General features: G+C 64.3%; 23 protein-coding genes. 6 read left to right on the forward strand and 17 right to left on the reverse strand.

Annotated features, from left to right (window positions below; all coding sequences use genetic code 11):
* Positions 1-114: 114 nt before the first annotated feature.
* Positions 115-693, reverse strand: coding sequence for a dCTP deaminase (gene dcd, locus D3I60_RS10145; protein WP_262776099.1), 579 nt, complete (start codon positions 691-693; stop codon positions 115-117).
* 312 nt (positions 694-1,005) lie between these two features.
* Here dcd and D3I60_RS19175 point away from each other — a divergent pair, with 312 nt between their 5' ends.
* The 3 genes from D3I60_RS19175 to D3I60_RS10160 all read left to right on the forward strand — a co-directional run bounded on the left by D3I60_RS19175 (position 1,006) and on the right by D3I60_RS10160 (position 4,575).
* Complete coding sequence (locus tag D3I60_RS19175) at positions 1,006-2,469, forward strand: LPXTG cell wall anchor domain-containing protein (protein WP_262776100.1); 1,464 nt, start codon at positions 1,006-1,008, stop codon at positions 2,467-2,469.
* A gap of 6 nt (positions 2,470-2,475) precedes the next feature.
* Positions 2,476-3,552, forward strand: a complete 1,077-nt coding sequence (locus D3I60_RS10155; protein WP_262776101.1) for an ABC transporter — start codon at positions 2,476-2,478, stop codon at positions 3,550-3,552.
* A gap of 63 nt (positions 3,553-3,615) precedes the next feature.
* Complete coding sequence (locus tag D3I60_RS10160; protein ID WP_262776102.1) at positions 3,616-4,575, forward strand: hypothetical protein; 960 nt, start codon at positions 3,616-3,618, stop codon at positions 4,573-4,575.
* 226 nt (positions 4,576-4,801) lie between these two features.
* On the opposite strand, the gene D3I60_RS10165 is transcribed toward D3I60_RS10160, so the two are convergent.
* From D3I60_RS10165 to mmsB, 3 genes are all read right to left on the reverse strand, one after another.
* Positions 4,802-6,736 carry an NHL domain-containing thioredoxin family protein gene (locus tag D3I60_RS10165; protein WP_262776103.1) on the reverse strand — a complete coding sequence of 645 codons (1,935 nt, stop codon included), beginning with the start codon at positions 6,734-6,736 and terminating at the stop codon, positions 4,802-4,804.
* 178 nt (positions 6,737-6,914) lie between these two features.
* Positions 6,915-7,652: a YggS family pyridoxal phosphate-dependent enzyme gene (locus tag D3I60_RS10170; protein WP_262776104.1), complete on the reverse strand. Its 738-nt coding sequence runs from the start codon at positions 7,650-7,652 to the stop codon at positions 6,915-6,917.
* A 181-nt stretch (positions 7,653-7,833) separates the two neighbouring features.
* Positions 7,834-8,739, reverse strand: coding sequence for a 3-hydroxyisobutyrate dehydrogenase (gene mmsB, locus D3I60_RS10175; RefSeq protein ID WP_262776105.1), 906 nt, complete (start codon positions 8,737-8,739; stop codon positions 7,834-7,836).
* 140 nt (positions 8,740-8,879) lie between these two features.
* On the opposite strand from mmsB, the gene D3I60_RS10180 reads away from it, so the two are divergent.
* Positions 8,880-9,755, forward strand: coding sequence for a LysR family transcriptional regulator (locus D3I60_RS10180; RefSeq protein WP_262776106.1), 876 nt, complete (start codon positions 8,880-8,882; stop codon positions 9,753-9,755).
* Between the two features lie 89 nt (positions 9,756-9,844).
* On the opposite strand, the gene D3I60_RS10185 is transcribed toward D3I60_RS10180, so the two are convergent.
* The 7 genes from D3I60_RS10185 to rpmB all read right to left on the reverse strand — a co-directional run bounded on the left by D3I60_RS10185 (position 9,845) and on the right by rpmB (position 15,909).
* Positions 9,845-10,591 (reverse strand): 3-hydroxybutyrate dehydrogenase, encoded by a 747-nt coding sequence (locus tag D3I60_RS10185; protein ID WP_262776240.1) that lies wholly within the window; start codon positions 10,589-10,591, stop codon positions 9,845-9,847.
* 194 nt (positions 10,592-10,785) lie between these two features.
* Positions 10,786-12,144 (reverse strand): MFS transporter, encoded by a 1,359-nt coding sequence (locus D3I60_RS10190; RefSeq protein ID WP_276584534.1) that lies wholly within the window; start codon positions 12,142-12,144, stop codon positions 10,786-10,788.
* A gap of 397 nt (positions 12,145-12,541) precedes the next feature.
* A complete protein-coding gene (locus D3I60_RS10195) occupies positions 12,542-14,599 on the reverse strand; it encodes a bifunctional copper resistance protein CopD/cytochrome c oxidase assembly protein (RefSeq protein WP_262776107.1) in 2,058 nt (685 codons plus the stop codon).
* 237 nt (positions 14,600-14,836) lie between these two features.
* Complete coding sequence (locus D3I60_RS10200; RefSeq protein WP_025779153.1) at positions 14,837-15,124, reverse strand: HU family DNA-binding protein; 288 nt, start codon at positions 15,122-15,124, stop codon at positions 14,837-14,839.
* A gap of 69 nt (positions 15,125-15,193) precedes the next feature.
* Positions 15,194-15,499 carry a 30S ribosomal protein S14 gene (gene rpsN, locus D3I60_RS10205; protein ID WP_025779151.1) on the reverse strand — a complete coding sequence of 102 codons (306 nt, stop codon included), beginning with the start codon at positions 15,497-15,499 and terminating at the stop codon, positions 15,194-15,196.
* Positions 15,500-15,505: 6 nt separating this feature from the next.
* A complete protein-coding gene (gene rpmG, locus D3I60_RS10210) occupies positions 15,506-15,673 on the reverse strand; it encodes a 50S ribosomal protein L33 (RefSeq protein ID WP_039211931.1) in 168 nt (55 codons plus the stop codon).
* Positions 15,673-15,909 (reverse strand): 50S ribosomal protein L28, encoded by a 237-nt coding sequence (gene rpmB, locus D3I60_RS10215; RefSeq protein WP_025779147.1) that lies wholly within the window; start codon positions 15,907-15,909, stop codon positions 15,673-15,675. The genes rpmG and rpmB overlap by 1 nt, the downstream gene beginning before the upstream one ends.
* 586 nt (positions 15,910-16,495) lie before the next feature.
* On the opposite strand from rpmB, the gene D3I60_RS10220 reads away from it, so the two are divergent.
* Positions 16,496-17,455, forward strand: coding sequence for a protein kinase (locus tag D3I60_RS10220; RefSeq protein ID WP_262776109.1), 960 nt, complete (start codon positions 16,496-16,498; stop codon positions 17,453-17,455).
* 58 nt (positions 17,456-17,513) lie between these two features.
* On the opposite strand, the gene D3I60_RS10225 is transcribed toward D3I60_RS10220, so the two are convergent.
* The 3 genes from D3I60_RS10225 to D3I60_RS10235 form a co-directional block, all read right to left on the reverse strand.
* The gene (locus D3I60_RS10225; RefSeq protein ID WP_262776110.1) at positions 17,514-17,840 is read right to left on the reverse strand and encodes an AtuA-related protein; all 327 of its coding nucleotides are present in this window, start codon (positions 17,838-17,840) and stop codon (positions 17,514-17,516) included.
* On the reverse strand, positions 17,824-19,182 hold the full coding sequence (locus D3I60_RS10230) for an acyclic terpene utilization AtuA family protein (RefSeq protein ID WP_262776111.1): 1,359 nt from the start codon (positions 19,180-19,182) through the stop codon (positions 17,824-17,826). The genes D3I60_RS10225 and D3I60_RS10230 overlap by 17 nt, the downstream gene beginning before the upstream one ends.
* Positions 19,183-19,244: 62 nt before the next feature.
* A complete protein-coding gene (locus tag D3I60_RS10235; protein ID WP_262776112.1) occupies positions 19,245-20,705 on the reverse strand; it encodes a CitMHS family transporter in 1,461 nt (486 codons plus the stop codon).
* 87 nt (positions 20,706-20,792) lie between these two features.
* Between D3I60_RS10235 and D3I60_RS10240 the strand changes: the two genes are divergently transcribed.
* Positions 20,793-21,689 carry a LysR family transcriptional regulator gene (locus D3I60_RS10240; protein WP_262776114.1) on the forward strand — a complete coding sequence of 299 codons (897 nt, stop codon included), beginning with the start codon at positions 20,793-20,795 and terminating at the stop codon, positions 21,687-21,689.
* A gap of 219 nt (positions 21,690-21,908) precedes the next feature.
* Here the strand turns inward: D3I60_RS10240 and D3I60_RS10245 are convergent, their stop codons facing one another.
* From D3I60_RS10245 to pdhA, 3 genes are read right to left on the reverse strand one after another with little or no spacing between them, the layout of a single operon-like run.
* Positions 21,909-23,351 carry a dihydrolipoamide acetyltransferase family protein gene (locus D3I60_RS10245; RefSeq protein ID WP_262776115.1) on the reverse strand — a complete coding sequence of 481 codons (1,443 nt, stop codon included), beginning with the start codon at positions 23,349-23,351 and terminating at the stop codon, positions 21,909-21,911.
* Positions 23,352-23,369: 18 nt separating this feature from the next.
* On the reverse strand, positions 23,370-24,347 hold the full coding sequence (locus D3I60_RS10250; protein ID WP_262776116.1) for an alpha-ketoacid dehydrogenase subunit beta: 978 nt from the start codon (positions 24,345-24,347) through the stop codon (positions 23,370-23,372).
* The gene (gene pdhA / locus D3I60_RS10255; protein WP_262776117.1) at positions 24,347-25,501 is read right to left on the reverse strand and encodes a pyruvate dehydrogenase (acetyl-transferring) E1 component subunit alpha; all 1,155 of its coding nucleotides are present in this window, start codon (positions 25,499-25,501) and stop codon (positions 24,347-24,349) included. Before pdhA ends, D3I60_RS10250 begins: the two co-directional genes overlap by 1 nt.
* Positions 25,502-25,932 lie beyond the last annotated feature (431 nt).

Consider the following 25,932-nt stretch of genomic DNA (forward strand, 5'->3'; position numbering starts at 1 on the left):
GGGCAGAGGCATCCGTCGCTTCGGCGTCGGGGGCCTGGTAGCGCGCAGCGTCGGCCTGTTCCCGGGCGGCGCGTTCAGCGGCTTCGCGTTGCAGCCGCAGTTCGCGGCGGGTGATCACATGTCCCTCCGATAGAAATTGAGGTGCGAACGGGAAGCGGTCGGGCCGCGCTGGCCCTGGTAGCGGTTGCCCGTGGCTTGGGAACCGTAGGGGTTCTCCGCCGCCGAGCTGAGTCGGAAGAAGCAGAGCTGGCCGATCTTCATCCCCGGCCACAGCGCGATCGGCAGCGTCGCGACGTTCGACAGCTCCAGGGTGACGTGGCCGCTGAAGCCGGGGTCGATGAATCCGGCGGTCGAGTGGGTCAGGAGACCGAGACGTCCGAGCGAGGACTTGCCCTCGAGCCGAGCCGCGACATCGACGGGCAGAGTCACGAGCTCATGAGTGGATGCGAGGACGAACTCCCCCGGGTGGAGGACGAAGGGCTCCCCCGGAGCGGCTTCGACGAAACGGGTGAGCTCGGGCTGCTCGAGGCTCGGGTCGATGACCGCGTACTTGTGGTTGTCGAAGAGTCGGAAGTAGCGGTCGAGACACACGTCGACGCTGGCCGGCTGGATCAGCGACGGGTCGTAGGGGTCGAGGGCGATGCGTCCGGAGTCGAGCTCGGCGCGGATGTCGCGGTCGGAAAGGAGAGTCACGCTTCCGATGGTAGTCGCTGCGAGCCCCGTACGCTTGAGCTTCCTCTCCTCTCCCCTCCGCCGAACCAGGGGTCGAGCACGCATCACCGGCCGGCAAAATCTACCGACACGCCGAAACTATGTCACAACACGGTAACGATTCTCGGGAATTCTCCTGATTTTTACCCGTGTGTCTCCCCATAGCGGCGGATGAATGCTTTAGGGTAATGAGCTGTACGGACCCGCGCACGATGGTGCCTTCCCCTTCTTAAGCCAAGGAATGCCGGGAGTCCATCGTCTTTCGTGGGTAGACAACAATCGAAAGGCATTACTGTGAAGACCTCGCGTCTTGTGCTTGCCCCCGCAGTAGCCGTTGCATTGACAGGTCTTGCTGGCGCCCCGGCGTTCGCAGCGACAGAGTCCACCGCTTCGGTCCCTCAGCAACCGCTGTGCGCCCAGGGTGATCAGCAGTCATCGAGCAGCTCCGAATCGGATTCTTCGGTTCCCGACGAGTCGGACCCGCAGGCGACCCTTGCGCAGGCGCAGGTGACCCGCGCCGACATCGCTGACGACAAAAAGGGAATCGGCTTCTCCGGCACCGGATTCAGCCCGGACCAGAAGGCCACGGTGACCGTCGTCGGCACCGATGGCACCGAATACTCGCCGGACAAGAAGCTCACGGTCGACGAAGACGGAAAGGTCTCCGGCACCTACTTCTTCACCGTCACCGACGGTGCCCAGGTGCCTGTCGGCGAGTACTCGCTCTACCTCACCGATCTCAAGTCCGAGAAGAAGTCTTCGAAGGTGACTTTCGAGGTCGTATCCAAGGCCTCCGAGGTCGACGAACCGGGCAAGGGCGACGACGACAAGTGCGATTCGGCCACCGGTCCCATCAAGACTCCGGACGAGACTCCCAGCGAAACGAAGTCCCCGGAGCCCTCGGAGACGAAGACCGAGGAACCCACCACCGAGGCGCCCAAGCCTTCGGAGACCAAGACCGAGGATCCGACCACGAAGGCTCCCGAGCCGTCGGAGACCAAGACCGAAGAGCCCACCACCGAGGCACCGAAGCCCAGTCCGTCGGAAACCGCCAAGGGCGAGGACAAGGACGACAAGGCTCCCGCTGATGGTGTGAAGCCGGGACCGGCCGAGGGCCCGAGGGACGAAGCGCCGAAGTCCGACGAACCGACCGGCCAGCCGTCGGAGTCCGAAGACGCGACCGAAGACGACAAGAAGGCCGAGGACGAGACTCCCGAGTCCACCGGTCCGGCCAGCCCCGGCACCGAGGACAAGAAGCCTGCCGCAACTGCTCAGGCCTCCATGTTCATCAACCCGACCGAGGTCAGCTCCGAGGACTTCCTCGACGACGGCATCAAGATCGGCGTCAGCGGAGCTCAGCCCGGCGAGAAGGTCTCGATCACGGTCGAGCATGCCCAGGGCAAGGTCGACCGCTACACGATGTCCAAGGAAGCCGATTCCGAAGGCAATGTCACGTTCGGTGTCCAGGCCAAGGTCAAGGCCGTGCTCGGCACCTACAACGTGCGCGCCCAGGCCGAGAGCTTCGATGAGCCCCAGGGCGGAAGCTTCACCGTGCTCACCAACGGCACCGCCGTCGACGAGGGCGGAAACGGGGCCGGGAACGGCAGCGGCTCGAACGATTCGGGCAGCGACCTGCCGCGCACCGGTGCCGAGATGACCGGACTGGCACTCGGTGTCGGTCTGCTCGCAGTCGGTGCAGCAGCTGTCATCATCACCCGTCGGCGGATGAACGCCTCCGACGATCCCGCGGAGTTCTAAACCGCATTGAACGATGAATTGTCCCTCGCGGGGCTGCAGCTCGACGGACGCGAGATCGACCTCGGACGTCTGCGAGCAGGGACAATGCTCGGACTCATGGGCAGCCCGGACAGCACCACCTCGGTGGTGCTGTCCGCGGCGGCCCTGCCCCACGTCGCACCACCACCACGCTTCCCGACCGGTCGCCGGTCGGGCCGCTTGCGTGTGCGCAGCTGGATGAAGAGCTATCTTCGCGAAGCCGATGCCGGATCTGGGGAGGCGGCATCGGCAGCGGATCCATCGGCTGCATTGACATCATTCGGACTGCGTCCCGATGTTCTGCGCAGTCGTCTCGGCGACCTCGACGCGACCGATCGTGCCCGCCTCGCCCTGGCCGCGGCCTGGGCGAGCGGCGCGAAGTGGCTGGCTCTCATCGACCCGTTCGGTTCGGTCCCCGGCCATCTGCGCACCGGGCTGCGGGGTCGCTTCGCCGAACTCGTCGCCCAAGAGGGTCGCGGTGTCGTCTTCAGCTCGAATTCGCTGACCGACCACACCATCGCCGAGGCGGGGGTGGCCGATATCGAAAAGGACCAACTCGTCGCGCTCGGCTCCTTGGAGCAGATCGTCACCGAACCGCGCGGTTCGCTGCCGGCCGAGCTCAGCGGCGTCAATGTCTATTCCGGGCTGGCCCGGAAGGGGTGGCTGTCCATCGGCCACTCAGCCGTGCGCGCCCGCACCGAACTCGACGGGAAGGTGTTCGTCACCCTCGGGTGGCGTGCCGCCCTCCTGTCACTGGACGAACACGACCCGGCGTTCACCTCGGCGACGGTGTTCGAAGCCATCGTCACGGGACTGCGCGATCGCGGTTCCTGTCTGCAGGCGAAGCTCTCACCGGTCGACACGGAGATGGGACTCGCCCTCGACGTCGACCTCGCCGACCTCGCCGGAGTGCCGAGAACGCAGCCGGATCCGACCATCGGTTTCGGGGTCCTGCACCCGGGACTCGGCGCGACGATCTCCGAACTGCGCACCAACGTCAAGGTCGGAACGCACGTCTTCGTCGAGGTCGACACCTCTGCCCTGCATGCCTACCCGGTCGAGTGAACCGCGGAAGATAGACTGAGAACTGCCCAGCCCCCTCAAGTCCCCAACCGAATCAGGAGCGCCATGCGAACGTCGCGCAGACTTCTGATCTCAGCACTGACGGTCGTCGTCCTCACAGTGGCAGCGGTCCCCCTCCTCAACTTCACCGTCTACACGCCCGCGCGAGCCGCCGAATCCTATATCTCGGCGATCGAACGCGGCGATGCGCAGAGTGCCTTCTCCTACCTGTCCACGCCGACTCCGACATCGACCTTGGCGCTCAGTGACGAGGTGCTCTCCGCAGCTCCCGACCTGCCGCGCGAGCCCGAGGCCGAGACCGTTTCCGTCGACGGCGATCATGCGAAGGTCCGCCTCAGCTACGACCTGTCCTCGCGGGAGCAGACCGCCGATCTCACCATGGTCCGCCTGCCTGCCAGCGCGGGACTCTTCAACCGCTGGGCCATCGAACAGGAAGAATGGCCGACCTTGACCCTGGACGTCTCCGGTTCGTCGACGGCGACGGTCAACGGATACGGTGTCAGCACAGGGAGTGTGCCCGTGCTGTTCCCGGCGAGCTACCTTGTCGGTTTCGATGCGACGTATCTGAAGTCGCGATCCCAACGCACCGAGGTGACCGCCCCCGGCGACTCCCCCACCGTGAAGCTCTCGCCCGAGCCCACGGCCAAGCTCGAGCAGACCGTGGAGGAGCAGGTCACCGAACATCTGCAGGACTGCATGAAGTCGAAGACGCTCATGCCGGCTGGCTGCGTCTTCGGCTACGACACAGACAACGAGATCATCGGCGATGTCTCCTGGTCGCTCGAGCGCAGTCCGCAGATCGGGCTGACCTCGTCCGGCAGTGATCTCGAACTCACTCCCTCGACGGTCGAGGTGCGGGTCAAGGGACGCTACCGGGACATCGTCACCGCCGCCGAACACGACTTCGACGAGAAGCTCGCCTTCGTCCTCGGCGGCTCTGTGGTCGTCAAGTCCTCACAGGTGAGCTTCGAACCGCGCCGCCTCGGCGACGTCACCATCGCCTGAGGGACGCTCCTCCTGCTGGGGGCCCAGTCCGGCTCCACAGGCCCGTGTCCGGACCTCCGACGGATGCGCCTCTCGCGGTTCTCCTTGCCACAGTGATTGTTGGGTCGATCTACGGCGTTCAGAACGCCGAAACCACCGTAGATCGACCCACCAATCTCCGTGTATGGGCTTTCAACGATGACTGCCCGCCTGATCGACATCGGCCCTCGTTCCGGTGGCCGAGCGCTCAGGCGCCGCGGAGGTCGAGGGTGAGTGCGTTCGGAGCCGAATCCACGAGTTCGACGGGGATGCCCCAGTCCTGCTGGTAGAGGTGGCAGGCCGCGTGCAGCGGGATCTCTCCCCCGGGCTCACCGTCGCAGGCTGCAGCACGCGCTGTCACGTGCAGCACTCCCTCGGTGAACTCGGGATTGATGACGATATCTCGGCTGAGCCCCTCGGCTCCGCCTTCTCCGGACGAGATGAGTTCCGGCGGCGTCGCGGACACCTGCAGGAACGTGGGATCACCCCACCGGTCGTCGAGCTTCTGACCAGCCGGGACAGTGAAGCTCACGGTCAGCGACACCGGACCGGAGGCGATCTCCGTCGAAGGGCGCTTCGTCGTCAATACGCCTTCGTCGACCTTCTGGGCGTCCTTGGGCAGCTTCACCCGGGTGAGTGCGTGTGCGGCGGACTCGACGACGATGAGTTCCGCGTCATCGGGGGTGCCTTCGTTGTCGATGAGGACGATGTCCGAGGGTTCGCGCAGGCCGCGCGCCAGGGTCGTGACTTCCTCGGTCCTCGGGTCGAAGCGACGGATCGCGCCGTTGTAGGTGTCGGCGATCGCGACCGACCCGTCAGGCAGGCTGCGCACTCCCAGGGGGTGCTGCAGGCGGGCTTCGGCGGCCGGTCCGTCGCGGAAGCCGAAGTCGAAGAGTCCGACGCCCACCAGCGAGGACACCTTACCTGTGGCGGGGTCGAGGCGGCGGATCGCCGAGGTCTCGGAGTCGGCGACGAACACCTCGCCCGCTGACCCGAGGTCGAGACCGGAGGATTGGGCGAACCAGGCTGACTCGCCGTCGCCGTCGACCAGGCCCTCGTTCATCGTGCCCGAGAGGATGCGGATCGTGCCGTCCTTCGGATCGAAAGACCAGATGGTGTGGTTGCCTGCCATCGCCACGACCACCTCGGCGGTGGAGGGGACGAAGAGGACATCCCACGGCGACGACAGCTTCACATCACGCGCGGGTCCATCGTATCGTCCCAGCTCACCGGGCTTGCCGCGGACGTTGTCGATGGCTCCGACCATGTGCTGCTCACCGGTGCCGGCGATGGTCGTGACTGTTTCGTTCGTCAGGTCGATCCCGCGCAGGGCGTGGTTGACGGTGTCGGCGACGACGAGATCGTAGCCGACTTCGGCCGCCAGATCGGCGGGCAGGACGGTGATGCCGCCGGGTTCGCTGAAGCTCGCCGAGTCGAAGTCACCGTCGTCCGCGCCGCGCTCACCGGTGCCGATACGGCGGATGATCGTGGCTGCATCGTCGTCGTATTCGACGAGGCTGTGGTGTCCGGAATCGGCAACGATGAGGTGGCCCGAGGGCAGGCGGGTGGCCTTTCCGGGGTAGAACAGGTCTGTCTCCGGGGCCGGGGGCGGAACGTAGGGTCCGTCGCCGGAGTGGAGGGTGCCCTTGGCCGAGTGTTCCTCGATGAGGCCCTCGATGATCTCGGTGAGACCGGCCGCGTGACCTTCACCGGACATGGTCGCTACAAGGTAGCCCTCGGGGTCGATGACGGCCAAGGTCGGCCAGGCGCGGGCGGTGTAGGCCTGCCAGGTGACGAGGTCGGGGTCGTCGAGGACGAGGTGCTCGACCTGGTACCGTTCCACGGCCTGGTCGACGGCTTCGACGGTGCGTTCGAACTCGAATTTCGGCGAGTGCACGCCGATGATGACGAGCTCTTTGGAGTACTTCTCCTCCAACGGGCGCAGTTCGTCGAGGACGTGGAGGCAATTGATGCAGCAGAAGGTCCAGAAGTCGAGGAGGACGACCTTTCCGCGCAGGTCGGCCAGGGTCAGATCCTTGCCGCCGGAGTTCATCCACCGGCGGCCGACGAGTTCGGGCGCACGGACCTTGACGTCCCGTGCCGACGAGGTGGCTGACGCGGAGAATTCTGGACTGCTGTTCATGGTTCCATGATCGCAGATCCCCCACCGAGGCGGCCTCCCCGGTGTCATTGTGTGACAGTTCCGCTCGCGCCCGGCCCGGCATTGGCTCTGTCCGCAGGCAGACCGGTGCCGGTTCCGACTGCGATCGGCCCGGCGTTGGTTTCGGCCGCTGCCGATCAGCGGAGGGAGGGACTGTCGTTCAGGAGTAGTCGCGGGCGCCGAAGATGCTCGAGCCGACTCGGACGATCGTGGCGCCTTCGGTGATGGCGAGTTCGAAGTCGTTGCTCATACCCATCGACAGCTCGGTCGCCTCGGCGGGCATGACCCCGGCCCCGCGCAGCTTCTCGCTGAGTTCGCTCAGGTCGGAGTAGCTGGGGCGGATCTCTTCGGGACTGCTGCCGGGCAGGCCGATCGTCATGAGTCCGCGCAGCCGCATCCGGCCGAGCTCCCGGGTCGCGGTGATGAGCTCCTCGGCGTCTTCGGGCGCGACACCGAACTTCGAGTCTTCGCGGGAGGTGTTGACCTGGATGAAGTAGTCGATGGTCTCATCGAGGACGTCGAGACGGTTGTTGATCTTCTCGGCCAGCGGGAGGTTGTCGACGGACTGGATGCAGTGAGCGTGCCGCAGGGTGTGATTGACCTTGTTCTTCTGCAGGGGTCCGATGAGGTGGGTTTCGGGGTTGAGGTCGGCGAGAGCTTCGGCCTTGCCGGTGATCTCCTGCACCTTATTTTCGCCGATGAGGGTGAACCCGTGCTCGAGGGCAACGCGGATCTTCTCTGCAGGCTGCGTCTTCGTCGCCAGCAGCACGCGCACGTCGTCACCGCTGCGACCGCTCGACTCGGCGGCGGCGCGGGCACGATCGGCCACCTCGTCGAGGTTGCCGGTGATGGCTGCGATGTCGTCGGCGGACAGTGAGGGGGAATCAGGCGTACTCATGTCTCCAGTCTTTCATGAGCCGCGCGAAGTTTCAGGTCGCCGAGGATGCCCGGCCGGGAAACGAAATGCGGACGATCCAGGTCGAAATCATCGTGATTCCTCGACTTGGATCGTCCGCAGCCCAGTGCCGCCGTTGTGAGCGGGCAGTGCTTGTCCAACCGCCTCGACGTCGGTTGAGTGCTTACTTCGGCAGACCCTCGGCGTTCGGGTCGATGTTCCTGATTAGCGCGGAGGTGTCGAGACCGCCGAGGTCTTCGTCCATGAGCTTCTGCAGCTGGGCATGGACGAGGCTGGCCGCCGGGAGGTCGACACCTTGGGTCTCGGCGCCGGCGAGGGCCAGGCCGACGTCCTTGTGCATGAGTGCGGTGGCGAAGCCGGGCTTGAACTCGTTGTTCGCCGCGGCCGTGGTGGTCACGCCGGGCACCGGGTACCAGGTCCGCAGCGGCCAGGAGTCGCCGGAGGACACCTTCGCAATATCGTGGAAGACCTTCGGATCGAGGCCGAAGCGATCGGCCAGCACAGCGCCTTCGACGACACCCTGAAGGCTGATCGAGAGCATCATGTTGTTGACGATCTTCGCGGCCTGACCTGCGGCGTCACCGCCGGCGTGGAAGATGTTCCCGGCCATTGCCTCGATGACGGGTCGGGCCTCTTCGATGTCGGCGTCGTCGCCGCCGAGCATGAACGTCAAGGTGCCGGCCTCGGCACCGGTGACGCCGCCGGAGACGGGACCGTCGATGAGGCGGAAGCCTGCCTTCTTCGCCTCAGAGTGGAGGAGGCGGGCCGAATCGAAGTCGATCGTCGAGGAATCGATGAGGAGGGTCTTCTGGTCTGCGTTGGCCAGGACGCCGTCAGGCTCGAGGTAGGCGGTGCGCGCGTGCTCGCCTTTGGGCAGCATCGTGAAGACGATATCGGCACCGGCGACCGCCTCGGCGATGGAATTCACGGGGTTCACCCCGCTCTTCGCGGCTGCGTCCACCGCCTCGGGGACGAGATCGAAACCATTGACGGTGTGACCGGCCTTGACCAGATTCGCAGTCATCGGGCGGCCCATGTTTCCCAGGCCGACCCATCCAATCGTCGACATAATATGCCTCCTCGCATCATGTTCAGCAACTCTTACGTGTTCCCTCTCACAGTACGCCAGTCGATCGCCGGAAACCCGGCGGGGAGCCTCACCTCTTCCGCACCGGTTATGTGCGCGTACGCAGATAGAATGGGTTCACTATGGCTTCCTATGCACCTGGCAGTTCCGGTCCGCAGATCGCCCCCGAGGATCTGCTGACTCTGCTCGCCGTCGCCCGGCTGGGGAAGTTCACGGCCGCGGCACACAGCCTCGGCCTCAACCACACGACCGTGTCCAGGCGCATCGCCGCGCTTGAGAAGGCATACGGCGATCGCGTGCTCGTGGCCTCGCCCGACGGGTGGGAGCTCAGCGCTGCCGGGCGTCAGCTGCTGCCGATCGCCGAGGACATCGAGGCCGCTCTGGGGCGCATCGATGCGCACTCGAACTCTGCTCTGTCAGGGACGATCCGGCTGGCCTGCCCGCAGGCTTTCGCTCTTGAGTACGCCGTTCCGGCTCTCACCGCACTGCAGGGGCAGCATCCGGGACTGCAGATCGAACTGATCACCGCCACGCAGCGGGCCCGGCAATATCGGTCGGGCGTCGATATCGAGATCGTCGTCGGTCGTCCTGATGCCCCGCGCTCGATCGCCAAGCACATCCGCGACTACCGGCTCCAGCTCTACGCTTCGCAGGATTACATCGCCTCTCATCCGGTGCCGCAGACGCTGGACGATCTGGCCGACCACCGGATGGTCTACTACATCGAGAATTCGCTGCGGGTCGATGATCTCGACGAGGCGGCCGACGCGCTTCCGCGCGGGAAGGGATTCTTCCGGTCGACTTCAGTGCATGCGCATGTGCTCGCGACCTCACACGGGGCCGGGATCGGCATCCTGCCTGACTTCCTCGCCCACGGCAATTCCCGCTTGGTGCAGGTTCTGCCCGAGCTGTTCTCCAAGCAGGTGTCGTATTGGGCCTCGGTCCGTCACGAGTCCCTGCGCAACTCCGGAGTCCGCAAAGTCCTAGAATCCCTCTAATTGCTACCTGACGGCGGCCCAGCAACCTCGCGCGAGGTAGCTGGGCCGCCGTCAGGTAGTGCTGGGAGGGGAGCGAGGAGCTGGACAGTTCAGGCGGCCACCCAGCCGCCGTCGATGCTGTGCGCGCTGCCGTTGATGACCGCGGCACGGTCCCCGGCCAGGAAGGTCGCGATCGCCGCGACATCCTCGGGTTCGGCGAGCTTGGGCACCGCGGAATGGCCGAGGAAGACCTGCTCGAGGACCTCGTCCTCGCTGATGCCGTGAGTCTTCGCCTGATCGGCGATCTGCCCCTTGACCAGTGGCGTGAGCACGTAGCCGGGATTGATCGCATTGCACGTCACTCCGTGCGGGCCGGCTTCGAGCGCGGTCGTCTTCGTCAGCCCCATGAGACCGTGCTTGGCCGCGACGTACGCGGACTTGTTCGCTGAGGCGCGCAGACCGTGGACGGAGGAGAGGTTGATGATGCGTCCCCAGCCGCGTTCGTACATCTTCGGCAGCACCGCCTTGGTGAGCACGAACGGCGCTTCGAGCATGAGCGTATTGATCAGCCGCCAGTCCTCGAGCGGAAATTCCGTGATCGGGTGGATCCGCTGGATGCCGGCGTTATTGACGAGGATGTCGACGTCGAGCTCGGTGCCGTCCAGCGCCGAGGTGTCCGTCAGGTTGACTGCCCACGCTTCGCCGCCGATCTCCTCGGCGACGGCCTGTGCAGAGTCAGCGTCGACATCGGCGACGATGACAGATGCTCCGGCCCGTGCGAACGACTGAGCGATCGCTTTTCCGAGCCCGGATGCTCCGCCGGTGACGAGGGCGCGTTTGCCGGTGAGGTCTCCCATGAAATGTGCCTTTCGTGGTTCGGGTCTGTGGTGCGTATCCATCTTCCACCCCGAGGAGGCCGAGGATTCATCGAGGTGGGCGCCGAGGCGGCTGCCGCGAGCAGGTTGCACTCCGACAGGCGAGCTCGGTGCCAGGCAGACGGGCGGTGCCGACTTTCACCGACACCGCCCCGTCACCTGGTCACCATCCGGCCTCAGTTGGCGGTGGCGACTCCGCGGCGCACCTTGTCTGCGTGGTCGAGCGAGCGCAGGTCGATGCCCTTGGTCTCGCGGGTGAACATGAGTGCGATGAACGAGATGATCGCAGCGGCCAGCAGGTAGAGCGCGATCGGCACCGAGGAGCCGAAGGCGTCGAGCAGTGCGGTGGCGATGATCGGCGCGAAGGATCCAGCGACGATGGCCGTCACCTGGTAGCCGGTCGAGACGCCCGAGTTGCGCATGCGGGTCGGGAACATCTCGGACATGATCGCCGGCTGGCCCGCGTACATCAGTGCGTGGAAGACGAGACCGATGAGGAGGGCGAGGAAGATCATGCCGGCACTGCCGGTGTCGTACATCGGGAAGGCGAAGAAGCCCCAGGTTGCGGTCAGGATGATGCCCACGGCGTAGGGCATCTTGCGTCCGATCCGGTCGGTGGCGGCACCGACGAGCGGAACGAGGACTGCGTGGATCGCGTGGGCGCCGAGGAGGAGACCGAGGATCTCGGAGGATTCGATCTTCACCTGCGTAGCGAGGTAGGTGATCGAGAAGGTCACCACGAGGTAGTAGTGGATGTTCTCGACGAAGCGCAGGCCCATCGCGGCGAAGACCTCCCGCGGGTAGCGCTTGAATACGGCCTTGATGCCGTAGTCGACGCCTTCCTCGATCTCCTCGGCCTGAACCTCGTCGAAGATCGGCGCGTCGGAGACTCGGGTGCGGATGTAGTAGCCGATGAGGACGATGACGGCCGAGAGCCAGAACGAAATGCGCCAGCCCCACGACAGGAAGTGCTCTTCGGTCAGCGTTGCAGTGAGAACGAAGAGAACCGCGGTGGCCAGCAGGTTGCCCAAGGGCACGCCGGACTGCGGGAATGAAGCCCAGAAGCCGCGCTCCTTGTTCGGAGCGTGCTCGGCTACGAGGAGGACAGCTCCGCCCCATTCGCCGCCGACCGCGAAGCCCTGGACCACGCGCAGCAGCACGAGCAGGATCGGAGCAAGGTAGCCGATCTGGTCGAAGGTCGGCAGACAGCCCATGAGGAACGTGGCCACACCGACGAGGACGATCGAGAGCTGCAGCAGCTTCTTGCGTCCGTACTTGTCGCCGAAGTGACCGAAGACGATGCCGCCGACGGGGCGGGCGATGAATCCGACGGCGTAGGTGGCGAAGCCTGCCAGGATCGGTGTCAGCGGATTGTCTGAAGGTGGGAACAGAATGTGGTTGAACACCAGCGTGGCGGCCGAACCGTAGAGGAAGAACTCGTACCATTCGACGACCGTTCCGGCCATCGAGGCAGCGACGACCTTGCGCAGCTGAGCGCGGATCGACTTCCTCTCAGCATTGTTCTGAGAACTCATGGGACTCCTTCGTTTCCACAATCCGCGTCACCGTTGAATGCGCGAATAGGCTTGTTCTGGCGCCGACCGGCTGACAGTCCGGGACCCGAACCGCATCGGCGCGGCCGGCGAACCCCTGCCTCAGCGCAGTGTTTCGGGCGCTTGGATATTTCTCATCCAAGGATCAGTGTGCGCCACGTTACGGAATTTTTGGTAACGACCTGGCCATAATCCGAGAATTTCCGGTGCACATTCGTGCACAGCAGATGTGCAACAGTCAGCCGTGACTGCTGCGAGCGAGCAAGGCCCATTGCGGCGCGAATCGTCCCTGCGCGTCAGGCCAGCACCCCCGCGTCTAATCACCACGCCAGCCATCGAGGTACCACCGCAGTCAGCGCAGCGAGCACAACCCCGAACCTCACCGTCGGCGCGGAGGCGCCTTCGCATCGCGTTCGGCCATCGAGGCGAGCATCGCATTGTAGGCGCGCAGCTCGGCGTCGTTCGTGCGGTCTTCGCTGCGGTCGATGCGCTTGGCTTCCCGGTCCGAGGACTTCGCCCATTGGACGCAGACCATGATCGCGATGAACAGGGTCGGGAACTCACCGATGCCCCACGCGATGGAACCGCCGAGCTGCTGGTCGTCGATCGCCGTGTAGCCCCATCCTGCGCCGACGTTGCCGAACCAGTCTCCGGCGATCAGCACGTTCGAACTCATGATCGAGATGCCGAAGAATGCGTGGAAGGCCATCGTCACCAGCAGCATCACGAGCCGCATCGGGAAGACAGGGCGCTTGACGCCCGGATCGATGCCGATGAGGGCTTGGGCGAACAGGTACCCGGCGCCGAGGAAGTGCGCGATCATCAGTTCGTGCCCGATATGAGTATCGAGCGCGTAGTACATGATTCCCGAGTAGTAGAAGACGACCAGCGAACCCGCGAAGTTCACGCTCGCCACGATCGGGTGCGCGAAGAAGCGCAGGTACGGAGTATGGACGAGCCAGAGCACCCATTCGCGCAGGCCGGCGGACCCGTCCGTGCGCGCCTTCGTTCCGCGCATGAGCATCGTGATCGGTGCTCCGAGCACGAGCGGCAGGGGCACGACCATGACCAGGAGCATGTGCTCGATCATGTGCGCGGAGAACTGGACCTCGCCGTAGACCCGGGGTCCTCCCGAGGTGACGTAGACGAGGAAGACCATGCCCACCAGCCAGCTGATGAGTCGCAGTACCGGCCACTTGTCGCCTCGGCGGCGGAGGTTGATGAACGCCACGACGTAGGCGATGGAGGCGCCCGCTGCGATCGCGATCCACAGCGGATCCATCGACCATTCGCTGAAGTAGCGGGACAGGTTCGGCTTCGGCGGCAGCGGATCACCGGTGAGGATCTCGGCCGGGGTGGGGTCGCCGACAGGCTCCTGCGGCACGGGCGGCTGCGACCGGGCCAAGGCCACGGCCATTCCCATCGTGACCCCGAAGAGGATGAATTCGACGGTGATGAGGCGCCAGAATTCCACCGTCGCCGAGGCGGCTGTGCCCAAGCGTGAAATGACGAACTGACGGTGCCAGAATCCGATCAGACCGAGCAGGACCGTCGCGAACGCCTTTGCGAGGATGACCTGCCCGTACGTGGTCATGAGGTCGTCGAAGCCCTGCACGCGCAGGAGCGAGTTGACGACTCCGGAGAAGACGATGAGGCCGAAGGCGATGAGGGCGATCGTCGAATACCGTTCGACGATCGGCTTGAGGTTCTTCGAAGCGGCCAGACGCGTGCCCAGCAGGGCGATGACGAAGAGCCCACCGAGCCAGAGGACCGCGCCGAGGATGTGCAGACCGAGGCTGTTGACGGCCTGCGTGTGCCCGGAGGCCTCTGCGGAGTGGCCCATCAGAGCCAAGGGGAGGATCACGGCGACGCTGAGCACTCCGGCGGCGGCGATGCCGATATGGGAGCGGGTGCCGAAGCTCAGGGTCGAGGCGACGGCGATGAGGACGACGATGAGCACCCACAGCTGCCCGTAGGCGATCTGAGTGACGAACACGCCGAGTTGGTTCGAGAAGTCGAGATAGGCCTGGGCGCCCACAGTATCGACGAACGAGAAGACGAGCACGGCGACCGCGGACAGCGTCCACACTACCGAGGAGTATTCGGCGATCTGAATGGCCTTCGTCCACAGCGGGTCGAGAGGCACGTCCTCGTCCGTGTCCTTGTGCCGGCGGGCGCGACCACCGGCCGTGCGCGGGAGGATGAGGACGGCGAACATGAGGGCGCCGACGGTCAGCGACATCGCAATATTGAAGACGAACTTCGCTGTGGGAAGACCGAAACGGACGACGGAGCCGGGGTCGTTGAGCAGAGTCGGGTTGGCTGCTCCGGTGAAGAAGAGTGCGGCCAGACCGGCGATCACCCCGACGAAGACGACGATGGGGACCGCGGCACGTTGCACGAACCGTGTGATCGGTTCGATTCTTGGAGAACTCACTGCGCGCGGACCGCCCCTTCTGACATGACCCAAGGATATCGTTCGGCGTCGCCGCACTGCCAACCGGGAGATCTCTTCGTGGCCGAGATCTCGGGGAGCCGCCTCGGCGAGGATGGGGTCAGTCGTACGGGACGACGATTCTCCACATTGGAAGGCAGTCTGAGACGCTTGAAGACGCTCAGAGACAGCAAATGGCCCGGATCAAACGATCCGGGCCATTCGACGCTGCTGCGTTGATCAGTTCGGGCTGCCAGCGGCACCCTTCAGCTTCGAACCAGCGGACAGCTTCACGGAGTAGCCGGCCTTGATCTGGATCTCTTCACCGGTCTGCGGGTTGCGACCCTTGCGAGCGGCACGCTCGGTGCGCTCAACGGAGAGCCAGCCGGGGATGGTGAGCTTTTCGCCCTTGGCCACGACGTCGGAGAAGACATCGAAGACACCATCGAGCACGTCCGAGACCTGCTTCTGGGTCAGGCCGGACTTCTCGGCAACTTCTGCAACGAGCTCACTGCGGTTCTTAGCCATAAAAGTGTCCTCCTTAGGACAAGTCGGTAGGTCACCGGTCCGTTTTTCCGATGACGAACTTCCTCGAGATTACCAGCTCGACTTGGTAACGCCGGGCAACTCGCCGTTGTGTGCCATTTCGCGGAAGCGAACTCGCGAGAGTCCGAACTTCCGGAGGTAGCCACGCGGACGACCATCCACCTGGTCGCGGTTGCGAACGCGAACCGGCGAAGCATCGCGGGGAAGCTTCTGCAGTGCGAGGCGTGCTTCCTCGCGCTGCTCATCGGTGGAATCGGGGTGGGTCAGCTGACGCTTGAGAGTCGCGCGGCGCTCTGCATAGCGTTCAACGATGACGCGACGCTGCTTGTCTTTTGCGATCTTTGACTTCTTAGCCATGTGCGCTCAGCGCTCCTCTCGGAAATCGACGTGCTTGCGGACTACGGGATCGTACTTCTTGAGCACGATGCGGTCCGGGGTGTTGCGGCGGTTCTTGCGGGTCACGTAGGTGAACCCGGTGCCGGCCGTCGACTTGAGCTTGATGATGGGACGAACATCCTGTGCCTTAGCCATCAGAGCTTCACTCCCTTGGCGATGAGTTCGTTGACCACAGCGTCGATTCCGCGAGCGTCGATGACCTTGATGCCCTTAGCAGACAGGGTCAGAGTGACGTTGCGGCGCAGCGACGGAACGTAGTAGCGCTTTTTCTGAATGTTCGGGTTGAAGCGGCGCTTCGTGCGGCGCTTCGAGTGGGACACGTTGTGTCCGAAACCGGGGACTGCCCCGGTTACCTGGCAGGTTGCTGCCATGTCTCTCCTCCAGTTCACAAGTTACCGACTCTCGAAACAAGCCCCTGCGGGATTGCACTTGCGCGCTCTCTCCGCTTGCTTGCGCCGATGTCGGAAGACATCAACAAATTTTCTCGACTGTCACCGTGAAAATTGTGTACGCCAAAACAGGTCTGCCCGTTCGGGCGAGATGTCTCACCAGCGCTGAAGCCGTAGCCTGTGAGAGATGGCCGAAGCTGGAGTGCAGCGGTGGGTGAGCACCATGCGTGTCCTAGCAGATCGATCGGTGACCTGCCTGCTACGACACAACAAGAATCAATCTTAGTGAGATTGCGGGCCAGAGGGCAAATTCATCCTGGTTTCTGCGGTGGGGCCTTCGTCACTGACATCGTCCGCGTGGAAGGGCTCGTACGGTCGCCATCGATGCTCGGAGGGACCTTCGTCGACGCCCGGAGGGACTTTCACAGCTGGAGCCAAGCCAACTCGGTGATTTCCGCAGTAGGCTTTCGACGGCAACGCGTCCTGTCGGCGATCCTGTTGAACGACTGCTCGACTCGTGCCAAGGTAAGTAGATGATTGCCACCACATCTGGCATTCAGGAGGACTGATGAGCGACGTTCCACAGAGGCCGCGCATTCGTCCGGCGACTAGCGACGACTGGCACAAGGGTTCAGGTGAATCCGCTGGTCAGACCCCGTCGTACGGGAATGAGGCGGACCGTTCGTCTGCCGTTTTCGACAACTCGACCTACTACGAGTACCTCGAACGGCACACGGGGGAACAGTCGATCTCGAAAGCTCGCAGCGGCAATGTCTTCGCCCCTGCCGGAGGCTCACCCTTCGATGACGCTCACTCTGCCGGTTCCCACCAGTATGCGAATTCTCAGCAGTCCCAGCAGCCTGCCGGCGGTGGTGCCGGCAATGGCGTCGGCGGGCCGGCACAGAATGGAGCCCAGGCTCCTCCTCCCCCGCAGTTTCCGCCCGCCGTCCAAAACGATTCTTCCTCGCGCAGTGGTCTGAAGATCGCCGTTGTCATGATCGCCATCCTCATGGTTCTGGCCTTGGTGGGATTCTTCGGCATCCGGTGGCTCGCGCCGTCGTCGGGAACCGTCCCTGTCGATGTCGGGTCCAGCGAGCCGGCGAGTCCGTCGCCCAGCCCTTCGGATGACCTTGTCCAACCGACGAAGAGCCCGGAAGACCAGCTCGACGCCTATACCGAAGAAGGCACCGAGAAAGCCGCTGACCTCGAAGGTGAGTGGGTGACTCAGGTGAGCGCGAAGAACGTCGGCCTCAAGGCCGACGGCAAGACCTGGTCAGCGCAGGACATCCTCAACGAATACGAGGCCAACAAGGTCAAGTATCCGGGCGCGATCCTCATCCACAGCGGCGACTGGGCCTCGTACAAGGACGGCAGCTACTGGGTCACGGTCGTCGACACCGGCTACAGCAATCCGGAGCAGGCACTCGACCAGTGCCGCTCGTGGGGTCTCGACCGCAACCACTGCATCGCCAAGCGACTCGTCAAAGACGGCAGTCCCAAGGACAACAGCGCCTACCTCGATCAATAGGGCGGACAGCCGCGCCGGCCGGAGCACATGCAGGTCTGCCCGTCGACGAGCATCCCGCTCAGTGCTCCAACTGCATCGTCAGCAGGTGGTAGCTCAGCGTCTTCCCATGTCCGTCGAGGTGGCTGACTCCCGTGACACCGCCGCCCAGCATTCCCTTGAGTTCGAAACTCATGGCATTGAGCCGCGGCAACAGGCAGCGGCGGACTCGCGCGACCGGCAGCCCGAAGTGATTCGCCACCGCCTCCTCGGTGACGGCGCGACTCAGCTCGGAGAATTGGGCCCCTTCACGGACGACGACGCCGAGGATGAGCGTATCCCCTTTGTCTCCGGTCCTGACTGTGGCCAGGTCATCGACGGTGAGCATCTGCTCAGACTTCGCGGTCATGGGACACCTCCTCATGGTCAATGAGTTCGTCGGCGTGAATGACGGAGACCTTCGTGAGTGCACGCGGCAGCGAACATGACTTGACGCTGAGGCTCTCCCGAACGGATGTCCTTGCGCCGCCTCCTCCCGCTGGTCCGTTGGTATAGAGCGCCTCGACCTCGGCTCCGATCGCGGAGGCACGTCTGCGGCTCTGAGCAGCCCCTGCCACCCGCAGTCGCACTTCGGGCGGATCCGACACATCGCTGAGGCCCCTGAAGCTGGCTCCGGCGCCGATGAACTCTACCGAGAGTTCGGATTCCTCATATCCGTGTATGCGCTCCAAACGACGAACGACGATGTCTGCAGCGAGCTGAGCGCGCAGCAGGGCCCGCGGGCCGGCATAGGTGATCTGTCCTTCTGCTTCCCACCCGCCGAGGTAGCCCAATGTCACCTTGAGATCGACTGGTGCGGCAACTCCTTTTCCACCCGTGACAGCGATCCGATCGGTCCCGTCCTCTCGGAGCACCGTTCCAGTGAAGTCTGCGACCACGTCAGGGGTGATATAGGCGCCTGGGTCGGCCACCTCGTAGACCAGCTGCTCCGTACAGGTCCGGACGGTGACGGCTCCCCCGGTACCCGCAAGCTTCCCGATCACGGCGTCGCCGTTGCGTGAGACATCGGCGTAGGGGAACCCTAGACGATCCAACCCTGCCACGGGCTTCGTCATCGGGTCGGCGAAGTATCCACCGGTGACCTGGCCTCCGCATTCGAGGAGGTGGCCGATGACCGTGGCTTGCCCGATGAGGTCGGCGTCGTCGTCCGACCAGGAGAAACTGTGGCTCAGCGGCCCGACATACAGCGAGGGGTCGGCGACTCTGCCGGTGATGACGATGCGGGCACCTTCGTCGAGCGCACGTCGGATTCCGGATGCGCCGAGGTAGGCGTTGGCAGAAGCGAGCCGGGGCTCCGAGCTGGCAGCCGGTTGGGAATCTTCCCACGTAAGGGGATTCGTCGCAAGCACTTGGTTGAGCACATCGTCACCGATGACAACTGCCACCGGCATGTCAATGCCCATGTCGTCGAGAAGCCCAGCGACGGCGCGCCCTGCCGCAAGCGGATTGGCTGCTCCGCCATTGGTGATGATGCGAGTTCCGTTAGCCGCGCAGGGCGGTGCGGTGAGCCGAATCCTATCGAGCAGGGTCGGATCGTAGCCCGCAGACGGGTCATTCAGCCGGGCTTTCTGAGCGTTCGCGACAGTCCGTTCACCGAGGAGCTCGAAGACGAGGAAGTCGAGATGCCCAAGCTGCGCGAGTTCGAGGGCCGGGTCGAGACGGTCGCCGGCGAACCCTGCTCCCGATCCCATGCGAACTGTCCCAGGTTCTGGCGGATCAGCTTCTCTGGCCGTTGAGCCCAGATCCTGTGCTTTTACGATACCCACAGCGGAATCACTCCTAGTGCGATGGCGACGATGGTGACGACGATGCTGACCAGCCACAGCCAGCCGGTGGCGCGGATGATGTGCTTGCCGATCGGGACCCCGGCTAAGCCGACAAGCAGATAGAAGGAGCCGGTCAACGGGCTGATGGGGAAGCCCAATGTCTCCTGCCCGATGATCGATGCATGGCCGAGGACGACCGGATCGATGCCGTAGGTGCTGCCGACGCTCGCCAGCACGGGTAAGAGCCCGAAATAGTATGCGTCCGGGCCGAACAGCAGACTCATAGGCACGCCGAGCACAGCGACGATGATCGGCAACACCGGCATGAGGCCGGCGGGAAGCACAGCGGTCGCCGACTTGGCCATCGCCTCGATCATTCCGCTTTCGTCGAGCACTCCCAAGAGCACACCGGCTGCCAACAGAGTGCTGGCCATGAGCATGCATGATTTGGCGTTGAGGTCGAACTGTTCGGACTGACCCGCCATTCCGCGATGGTTGATCAGCAGAGCGAGGATCGTTGCAACCATAAAGGTCAGTGCGGGTGAGATCACGCCAGTCATCATCGTCGCCAGGGCAGCGACGAGCACGACGCCGTTGAGGATGAGCGACAGCACCGTCGGACCAGCCTCCGCTGGACCACGAATGGAGTCCGAATCACCCTCAACATCGGTTCCGTCGGGTGAGCCCGAAACCGCCGTCCGGTCGGTTCCGGCCGGTTCCTCCGAACCCGGTGCTGATCGGATTGTGCTGGATGCCTCCGCCGAACGGCCGGCTTCTGCGGCCGACGTCGCTGCGACCATCACCGAATCGGCAGACTCGTCAGCAGGCAATCGGTCGAGCCGCTTTGCTTCACGATGCCCGAGGTACCAAGCCACTGCCAGCGCCGCAATGATCCCAGCGATCTGAGCCGGGATGAGAGGGACCCACAAATCGTTCGCATCGACCTTGATCGTTGCCGCCGCACGGGCAGTCGGCCCTCCCCAGGGCAGCATGTTCATGACGCCGGCGCCCAGCGCCACGCACGTCGACAGCGTCAACCGGCTCATCCCGAGACGTTGGTAGAGCGGCAGCATGGCTGGGATCGTGACCAGGAACGTCGTCGCACCTGCACCGTCGAGATGAACGACACATGCCAGAAGTGTGGTCGCAACGGCTACATTGCGCGGTGAGGATCCGCCGAACCTGATGATCCGGTCGATGATCGGGTCGAAGAACTTCGCATTGCGCAGGATTCCGAAGAAGACGATGGCGAAGATGAACATGACGACGACGTCTGCGACTCCAGCGATTCCGGCTGAGACGAATTCACTGATGTCGGTCGGCGACTGTCCGGCGATCAGCGCCGCGACGAGCGGCACTCCGGCCAATGCGACGACCGGAGAGACCTTCTGCGTGAGCAACAACGCCAGAATGATGAGCATGGTGACATAGCCGATAAGTGAAAGCACCTTTGATTCCCTTCTCGATGAACGTATTCATCCTTGTTGAGCATGAGTAGGGCCGTCCAATATCCATTGCGGCTAGACTCATAATTCATGGTTATCAATCTGTCATTGCACCACCTGCGAGCAATCGAAGCGGTGCAGCGCACGGAGAGTTTCACCCGTGCGGCCGAGGAGATCGAGGTCAGCCAGCCGGCTCTCAGCCGTACCGTTGCGGAGGCAGAACGACGCATCGGCACACAACTGTTCGAGCGCACCACCCGCAAGGTCACCGCAACGGTTACCGGCACCGAAGTGGCACTGTACGCCGCACACGCAGTTCGCTCGTTCGACTCGGCACTGGAACGGATCTCCGGCTTCGTCACCGGCAGTTCGGGGCAGGTGAGAATCGCCTGCCTGCCATCGTTGGCAGCAACTGGCCTGCCCGAGGTCGTTCACGCGTTTCGCCGGGAGTTCCCGGAGGTCGAACTCGTCATCCGTGATGCGGCTCAGGATCAGGTCGTGCCGATGGTGACCGAAGGGACGGTGGACATCGGCCTCGTCGCCTTCACGGATTCTCTCCCTGCCGATCTGGCAGTGACTCCATTCCTGTCCGACCCCTTCGTCGCAATCGTTCCACGCGGTCATCGATTGGCTGCGCGCGCATCGGTGCGGTGGGAGGACTTCCACGGCGAAGAGTTCGTCGGCTTCAATTCCGTGACGAGCATCGCGCCGATGGTGCGGCGAGCTCTGCTCAAGGCAGCAGCAGAACCCCATGAAGTGCAGACGGCGGATACGATTCCCGCGGTCGGCGGCATGGTGGCAGCAGGTATGGGCATCACCGCAGTGCCGAGGTTGGTCGTCCCGCTGATGAATTTCAGCGATCTCGTCAGCATTCCGATCACGCCCGCGACCGAACGCAGGCTGGTATTGACCTATCTTGCCGAGGCTCCGCTTCCTCGCCCGGTCTGCAATTTCAAACAGCGGCTGATTGCCGCAGCCGCCCACTGACCGGCGAAATGCTCGAGCACCCCGCGTCCGCTGTCAGGCCCAGTCCTTCCATGCGCTCACGGCCCCGTCTGAGTCAGATAGCCCAGATTCGAACATGTGCTGTCTGACTCGAACTGGGCCGCGACCATCTAAGAGAACAGAACGCCCCAGCCTCGCACTATGCGAAACCGGGGCGCTCAAGCTCCCAGAGCCGGCTAAGAGCCGACGTCAGGATGAGAATCAGGCCAACATCAGGGTCGGGTCCTCCAGACCCCGTCCGACGTCGGCGAGGAACTTCGAGATGATCTCGCCGTCGACGACACGATGGTCGGCGCTGACCGACAGCGTGGTGATCTCGCGCGGAACGATCTCGTCGTCCACCACCCACGGCTTCTTCCTGACCTGTCCGAACGCGAGGATCGCAGCCTCACCAGGATTGATGATCGGCGTACCGGCATCGACTCCGAAGACGCCGACATTCGTGATCGTGATCGTGCCCCCGGCCTGATCAGCCGGCGGCGTCTTGCCCGACCGCGCCAGAGCGGTGAGATCCTGAATGCCCTGCGCCAGTTCGCCCAGCCCCATGGCCTGCGCGTTCTTGATGTTCGGCACGATCAGTCCGCGCGGAGTGGCGGCCGCGATGCCGAGGTTGACGTACTTCTTCACGACGATCTCGTCACCTTCGAGGCACGAGTTGATCCGCGGGTTGCGTCCCACGGCCCACGCCACTGCCTTGGCGACGATGAGCAGCGGTGAGACCTTGACGTCCTCGCCCAGGAACTTCGTCGATTTCAGCCGGCGGACCATCGCCATCGTCTCGGTGACGTCGACGTCGAGGAACTCGGTGACGTGCGGCATCGTGAATGCCGAATCGACCATGGCCTTCGCCATCATCTTCGTCACGCCCTTGAACGGGATCCGCTCTTCGAGCGCTCCCTGATCACTCGCCGAGGCGGCCGCCGGTGCCGTCGCACCCGACGAGGGAGCGGCGGCCCGGTTGGCGGCGGCGTGCACATCGTCGCGCGTGACGTCCCCGCGGGGCCCGGTCGGTGTCACCTGGGAGAGGTCGACCCCCAGATCCTTCGCGAGCTTCCGCACAGGCGGCTTCGCCAGCGGCTTGCTCGGTGAAGCGGGAGCCGAAGCGGACTGCGACTGCACTGCCGGAGCAGGTGCCGACGCCGACTGTGCTTGAGCTGCCGGAGCCGCGGCCAGTGCAGGCGCGGCCGCCTCCGCAGCCGGGGCAGCCGACGCTGCGGGATCGGCGCCAGCGGCGGGAGCGGGGACGGAAGCACCCTTGCGTGGACGCCGCTTCGACGACGTCTCCTTCGCTCCATAACCGACGAGAGTGGCTCCGCCGTCGGCATCACCGGAGGCATCGGCCGACTGCTCAGCCGGACCGGAAGCCGGCGCATCAGCGGAGGCGGGGGCCGCCTCGGTGTTGGAATCATCTCCGCCGAACCGGATGATCGGGGTGCCGACCTCGATGGTCTGGCCCTCCTCGACAAGGAGCGCACCGACGGTGCCTGCCTGCGGACTGGGCAGCTCGACGAGCGATTTCGCGGTCTCGATCTCGACGAGGATCTGGTTGACGGTGACAGTGTCGCCGGGGGCGACCTTCCATGCGACGATGTCGGCCTCGGTCAGGCCCTCACCGACGTCGGGAAGAGGAAATTCGAATGACATTCTTGACTCTCCTCGAAATCAGTAGGACAGGGCCCGATCGACACCATCGAAGATGCGATCGAGGTCGGGCAGGTAGTGCTCTTCCATCCGCGAACCGGGGTACGGGGTATGGTAGCCGCCGACCCGGATGACCGGGGCTTCGAGGTTGAAGAAGCAGCGTTCGGTGATGCGCGCGGCGATCTCCGAACCCAGTCCCAGGAAGGTCGGTGCCTCGTGGGCGACGACCAGTCGGCCGGTCTTCGTCACGGACTTCTCGACCGCGGTGAAGTCGATCGGATTGAGGCTGCGCAGGTCGATGAGTTCGACGCTCTTGCCCTCCTCGGCAGCCGCGGTGACCACGTCCTGCGCCGTCGGCACCAGCGGCCCGTAGGCGACGAGCGTGACATCGGTGCCTTCGGACACGACGCGTGCGTCGTGCATGCCCAGCTCGCCTCGGGCCGACGTGTCGACGTCCCCGCGCATCCAATAGCGACGCTTGGGTTCGAAGAACATCACCGGGTCCTCGCTCTTGATCGCGTCCTGGATCATCCAGTACGCGTCATGAGCGTTCGACGGGGAGATGAGCCGCAGTCCCGCGTGGTGGGCGAACACGGTCTCGGGGCTCTCCGAATGGTGCTCGGGCGAGCCGATGCCGCCGCCGTAGGGCACGCGGATGACCAACGGGATGTTCTCTTTGCCCAGGGTGCGGTTGTACAGCTTCGCCACCTGGGTGACGATCTGGTCGTAGGCCGGGAAGATGAACGCGTCGAACTGTATCTCGATGACGGGACGGTAGCCGCGGATGGCCATGCCGATCGAGGTGCCGACGATGCCGGACTCGGCCAAAGGGGCATCGATGACGCGCTGCGGGCCGAAGTCCTTCTGCAGACCCTCGGTGACGCGGAAGACGCCGCCAAGTTTGCCGATGTCCTCACCGATGAGGACGACCTTCGGGTCGTCCTCCATGGCCCTGCGCATTCCGGCGGTGATCGCCTTCGAGAGGGGAAGTTTCTCCATCAGGCCTCACCCGCATCGGCGAACGAGGCCTGGTATGCCAGGAATTCGGCACGTTCCTCGTCGACGAGGGAGTGGGGTTCCGCGGTGACATGGGCGAACATCTCGACGCCATCGGGGTTCTCCATGGTCATGCAGTTGTGGCGGATGCGGGCGGCGAGGGTGTCGGCCTCGGCATCCACCTCAGCAAAGAATTCGTCGCTGGTCTCGGTGTGCTTGTCCAGGTAGGCCTTGAGGCGGGTGATCGGGTCGCGGTCCTCCCAGATCTCCTCTTCGGCTTTGTCGCGATACTTCGTCGGATCATCGGCCGTGGTGTGGGCGCCGCGACGGTAGGTGAAGGCTTCGATGAGCATCGGGCCGTGGCCGGCGCGCACGGAGTCGAGGCTGGCGCGGGCGACGGAGTACATCGCGATGATGTCGTTGCCGTCGACGCGGATGCCGGGGACTCCGAATCCTTCTCCGCGGGTCGACAGCGGGGCTGCGGTCTGGACGTGAGTAGGTTCGGAGATGGCCCACTGGTTGTTCTGGCAGAAGAACAGGACCGGGGCGTGGAAGGCTCCGGCGAAGGTCAGCGCCTCGGAGACATCGCCCTGCGAGGTCGCGCCGTCGCCGAAGCAGGCGATGGCGACCGTGTCGCGTTCGATGTCGCCGGTGCCGACGTCGCCGTCCAAGGAGATGCCCATGGCGTAGCCGGTGGCATGCAGGGTCTGCGAGCCGATGACGATGGTGTAGGTGTGGAACCGGTGCTCCTGCGGATCCCAGCCGCCGTGGTTCTGACCGCGGAAGATGCTGAGCAGGGTTTCGGGTTCGACACCGCGGGTATAGGCGAGGCCGTGTTCGCGGTAGGTGGGGAAGACGAAGTCTTGGGGGCGAGCGGCCCGACCCATGCCGATCTGGGCTGCTTCCTGTCCGAACAGAGGTGCCCACAGGCCCAACTGTCCCTGACGCTGCAGAGCAGCTCCTTCTGCGTCGATGCGGCGGACCAGGACCATATCCCGGTACAAGCCGCGCAGATCCTCATCGGTGAGTTCTGCTGCGAAGGCATCGTACTCACCGGATTCGACGCGGTTTCCGTCTTCGGTGAGCATCTGGATCATTCTGGGCTCCGAGGACTGACTGTGGGCAGCGCCGGTTCCCACTGAAATGTTGGAGGTCATTTCAGTTCTCCTTTGTTCGAGGTCCATCTTCACCGGAGGTGACCAGTGGTGGACCGTGTCCGTCGGGCAGGCCCTCGGATGTGAGAACTCGCCCTCGAGTGATCTGATTCACAGGTGATATCACAATACCGAATCCACTCACTGCTTGCCACTCTCCCCATGCGGTTCGAGTATCAAAAGTGCAGGTCAGGAACAGACTATGGCCCGAGCTCGACACATGTGGCCGAGTTCCAAAGCGTTCCGTGGACAATTGTCGATCACGGCAGAGATGCTCCATCGTCCGACCAATGCACATCCGAGCACCGAGGCGGCCCATCTCCGAGAGGTCGTGTGCAGGATTCGCACGATCCCATATCGCGCCGAGGCGGCCCATCTTCGGGAGATCGAGGCAGGTTCCATGAGGTCCGTTGGTGCGCCGAGGCGGACCATCT

The sequence above is a fragment of the Brevibacterium permense genome, assembly GCF_025506275.1.
Taxonomy (GTDB): domain Bacteria; phylum Actinomycetota; class Actinomycetes; order Actinomycetales; family Brevibacteriaceae; genus Brevibacterium; species Brevibacterium permense_A.

Excerpts from the sequence above, each read along its gene's own strand:
- D3I60_RS10240 (WP_262776114.1), top strand. The coding sequence starts at position 20,793 with ATGGTTATCAATCTGTCATTGCACCACCTGCGAGCAATCGAAGCGGTG.
- D3I60_RS10185 (WP_262776240.1), bottom strand. The coding sequence starts at position 10,591 with ATGGGAGACCTCACCGGCAAACGCGCCCTCGTCACCGGCGGAGCATCC.
- D3I60_RS10180 (WP_262776106.1), top strand. The coding sequence starts at position 8,880 with ATGGCTTCCTATGCACCTGGCAGTTCCGGTCCGCAGATCGCCCCCGAG.
- rpsN (WP_025779151.1), bottom strand. The coding sequence starts at position 15,499 with ATGGCTAAGAAGTCAAAGATCGCAAAAGACAAGCAGCGTCGCGTCATC.
- mmsB (WP_262776105.1), bottom strand. The coding sequence starts at position 8,739 with ATGTCGACGATTGGATGGGTCGGCCTGGGAAACATGGGCCGCCCGATG.
- D3I60_RS10250 (WP_262776116.1), bottom strand. The coding sequence starts at position 24,347 with ATGGAGAAACTTCCCCTCTCGAAGGCGATCACCGCCGGAATGCGCAGG.
- rpmG (WP_039211931.1), bottom strand. The coding sequence starts at position 15,673 with ATGGCTAAGGCACAGGATGTTCGTCCCATCATCAAGCTCAAGTCGACG.
- D3I60_RS10230 (WP_262776111.1), bottom strand. The coding sequence starts at position 19,182 with ATGGGATCGGGAGCAGGGTTCGCCGGCGACCGTCTCGACCCGGCCCTC.
- D3I60_RS10245 (WP_262776115.1), bottom strand. The coding sequence starts at position 23,351 with ATGTCATTCGAATTTCCTCTTCCCGACGTCGGTGAGGGCCTGACCGAG.
- D3I60_RS10190 (WP_276584534.1), bottom strand. The coding sequence starts at position 12,144 with ATGAGTTCTCAGAACAATGCTGAGAGGAAGTCGATCCGCGCTCAGCTG.
- D3I60_RS10165 (WP_262776103.1), bottom strand. The coding sequence starts at position 6,736 with ATGAACAGCAGTCCAGAATTCTCCGCGTCAGCCACCTCGTCGGCACGG.
- D3I60_RS10170 (WP_262776104.1), bottom strand. The coding sequence starts at position 7,652 with ATGAGTACGCCTGATTCCCCCTCACTGTCCGCCGACGACATCGCAGCC.
- D3I60_RS10200 (WP_025779153.1), bottom strand. The coding sequence starts at position 15,124 with ATGGCTAAGAACCGCAGTGAGCTCGTTGCAGAAGTTGCCGAGAAGTCC.
- pdhA (WP_262776117.1), bottom strand. The coding sequence starts at position 25,501 with ATGACCTCCAACATTTCAGTGGGAACCGGCGCTGCCCACAGTCAGTCC.
- D3I60_RS10225 (WP_262776110.1), bottom strand. The coding sequence starts at position 17,840 with ATGACCGCGAAGTCTGAGCAGATGCTCACCGTCGATGACCTGGCCACA.
- D3I60_RS10220 (WP_262776109.1), top strand. The coding sequence starts at position 16,496 with ATGAGCGACGTTCCACAGAGGCCGCGCATTCGTCCGGCGACTAGCGAC.
- D3I60_RS10160 (WP_262776102.1), top strand. The coding sequence starts at position 3,616 with ATGCGAACGTCGCGCAGACTTCTGATCTCAGCACTGACGGTCGTCGTC.
- rpmB (WP_025779147.1), bottom strand. The coding sequence starts at position 15,909 with ATGGCAGCAACCTGCCAGGTAACCGGGGCAGTCCCCGGTTTCGGACAC.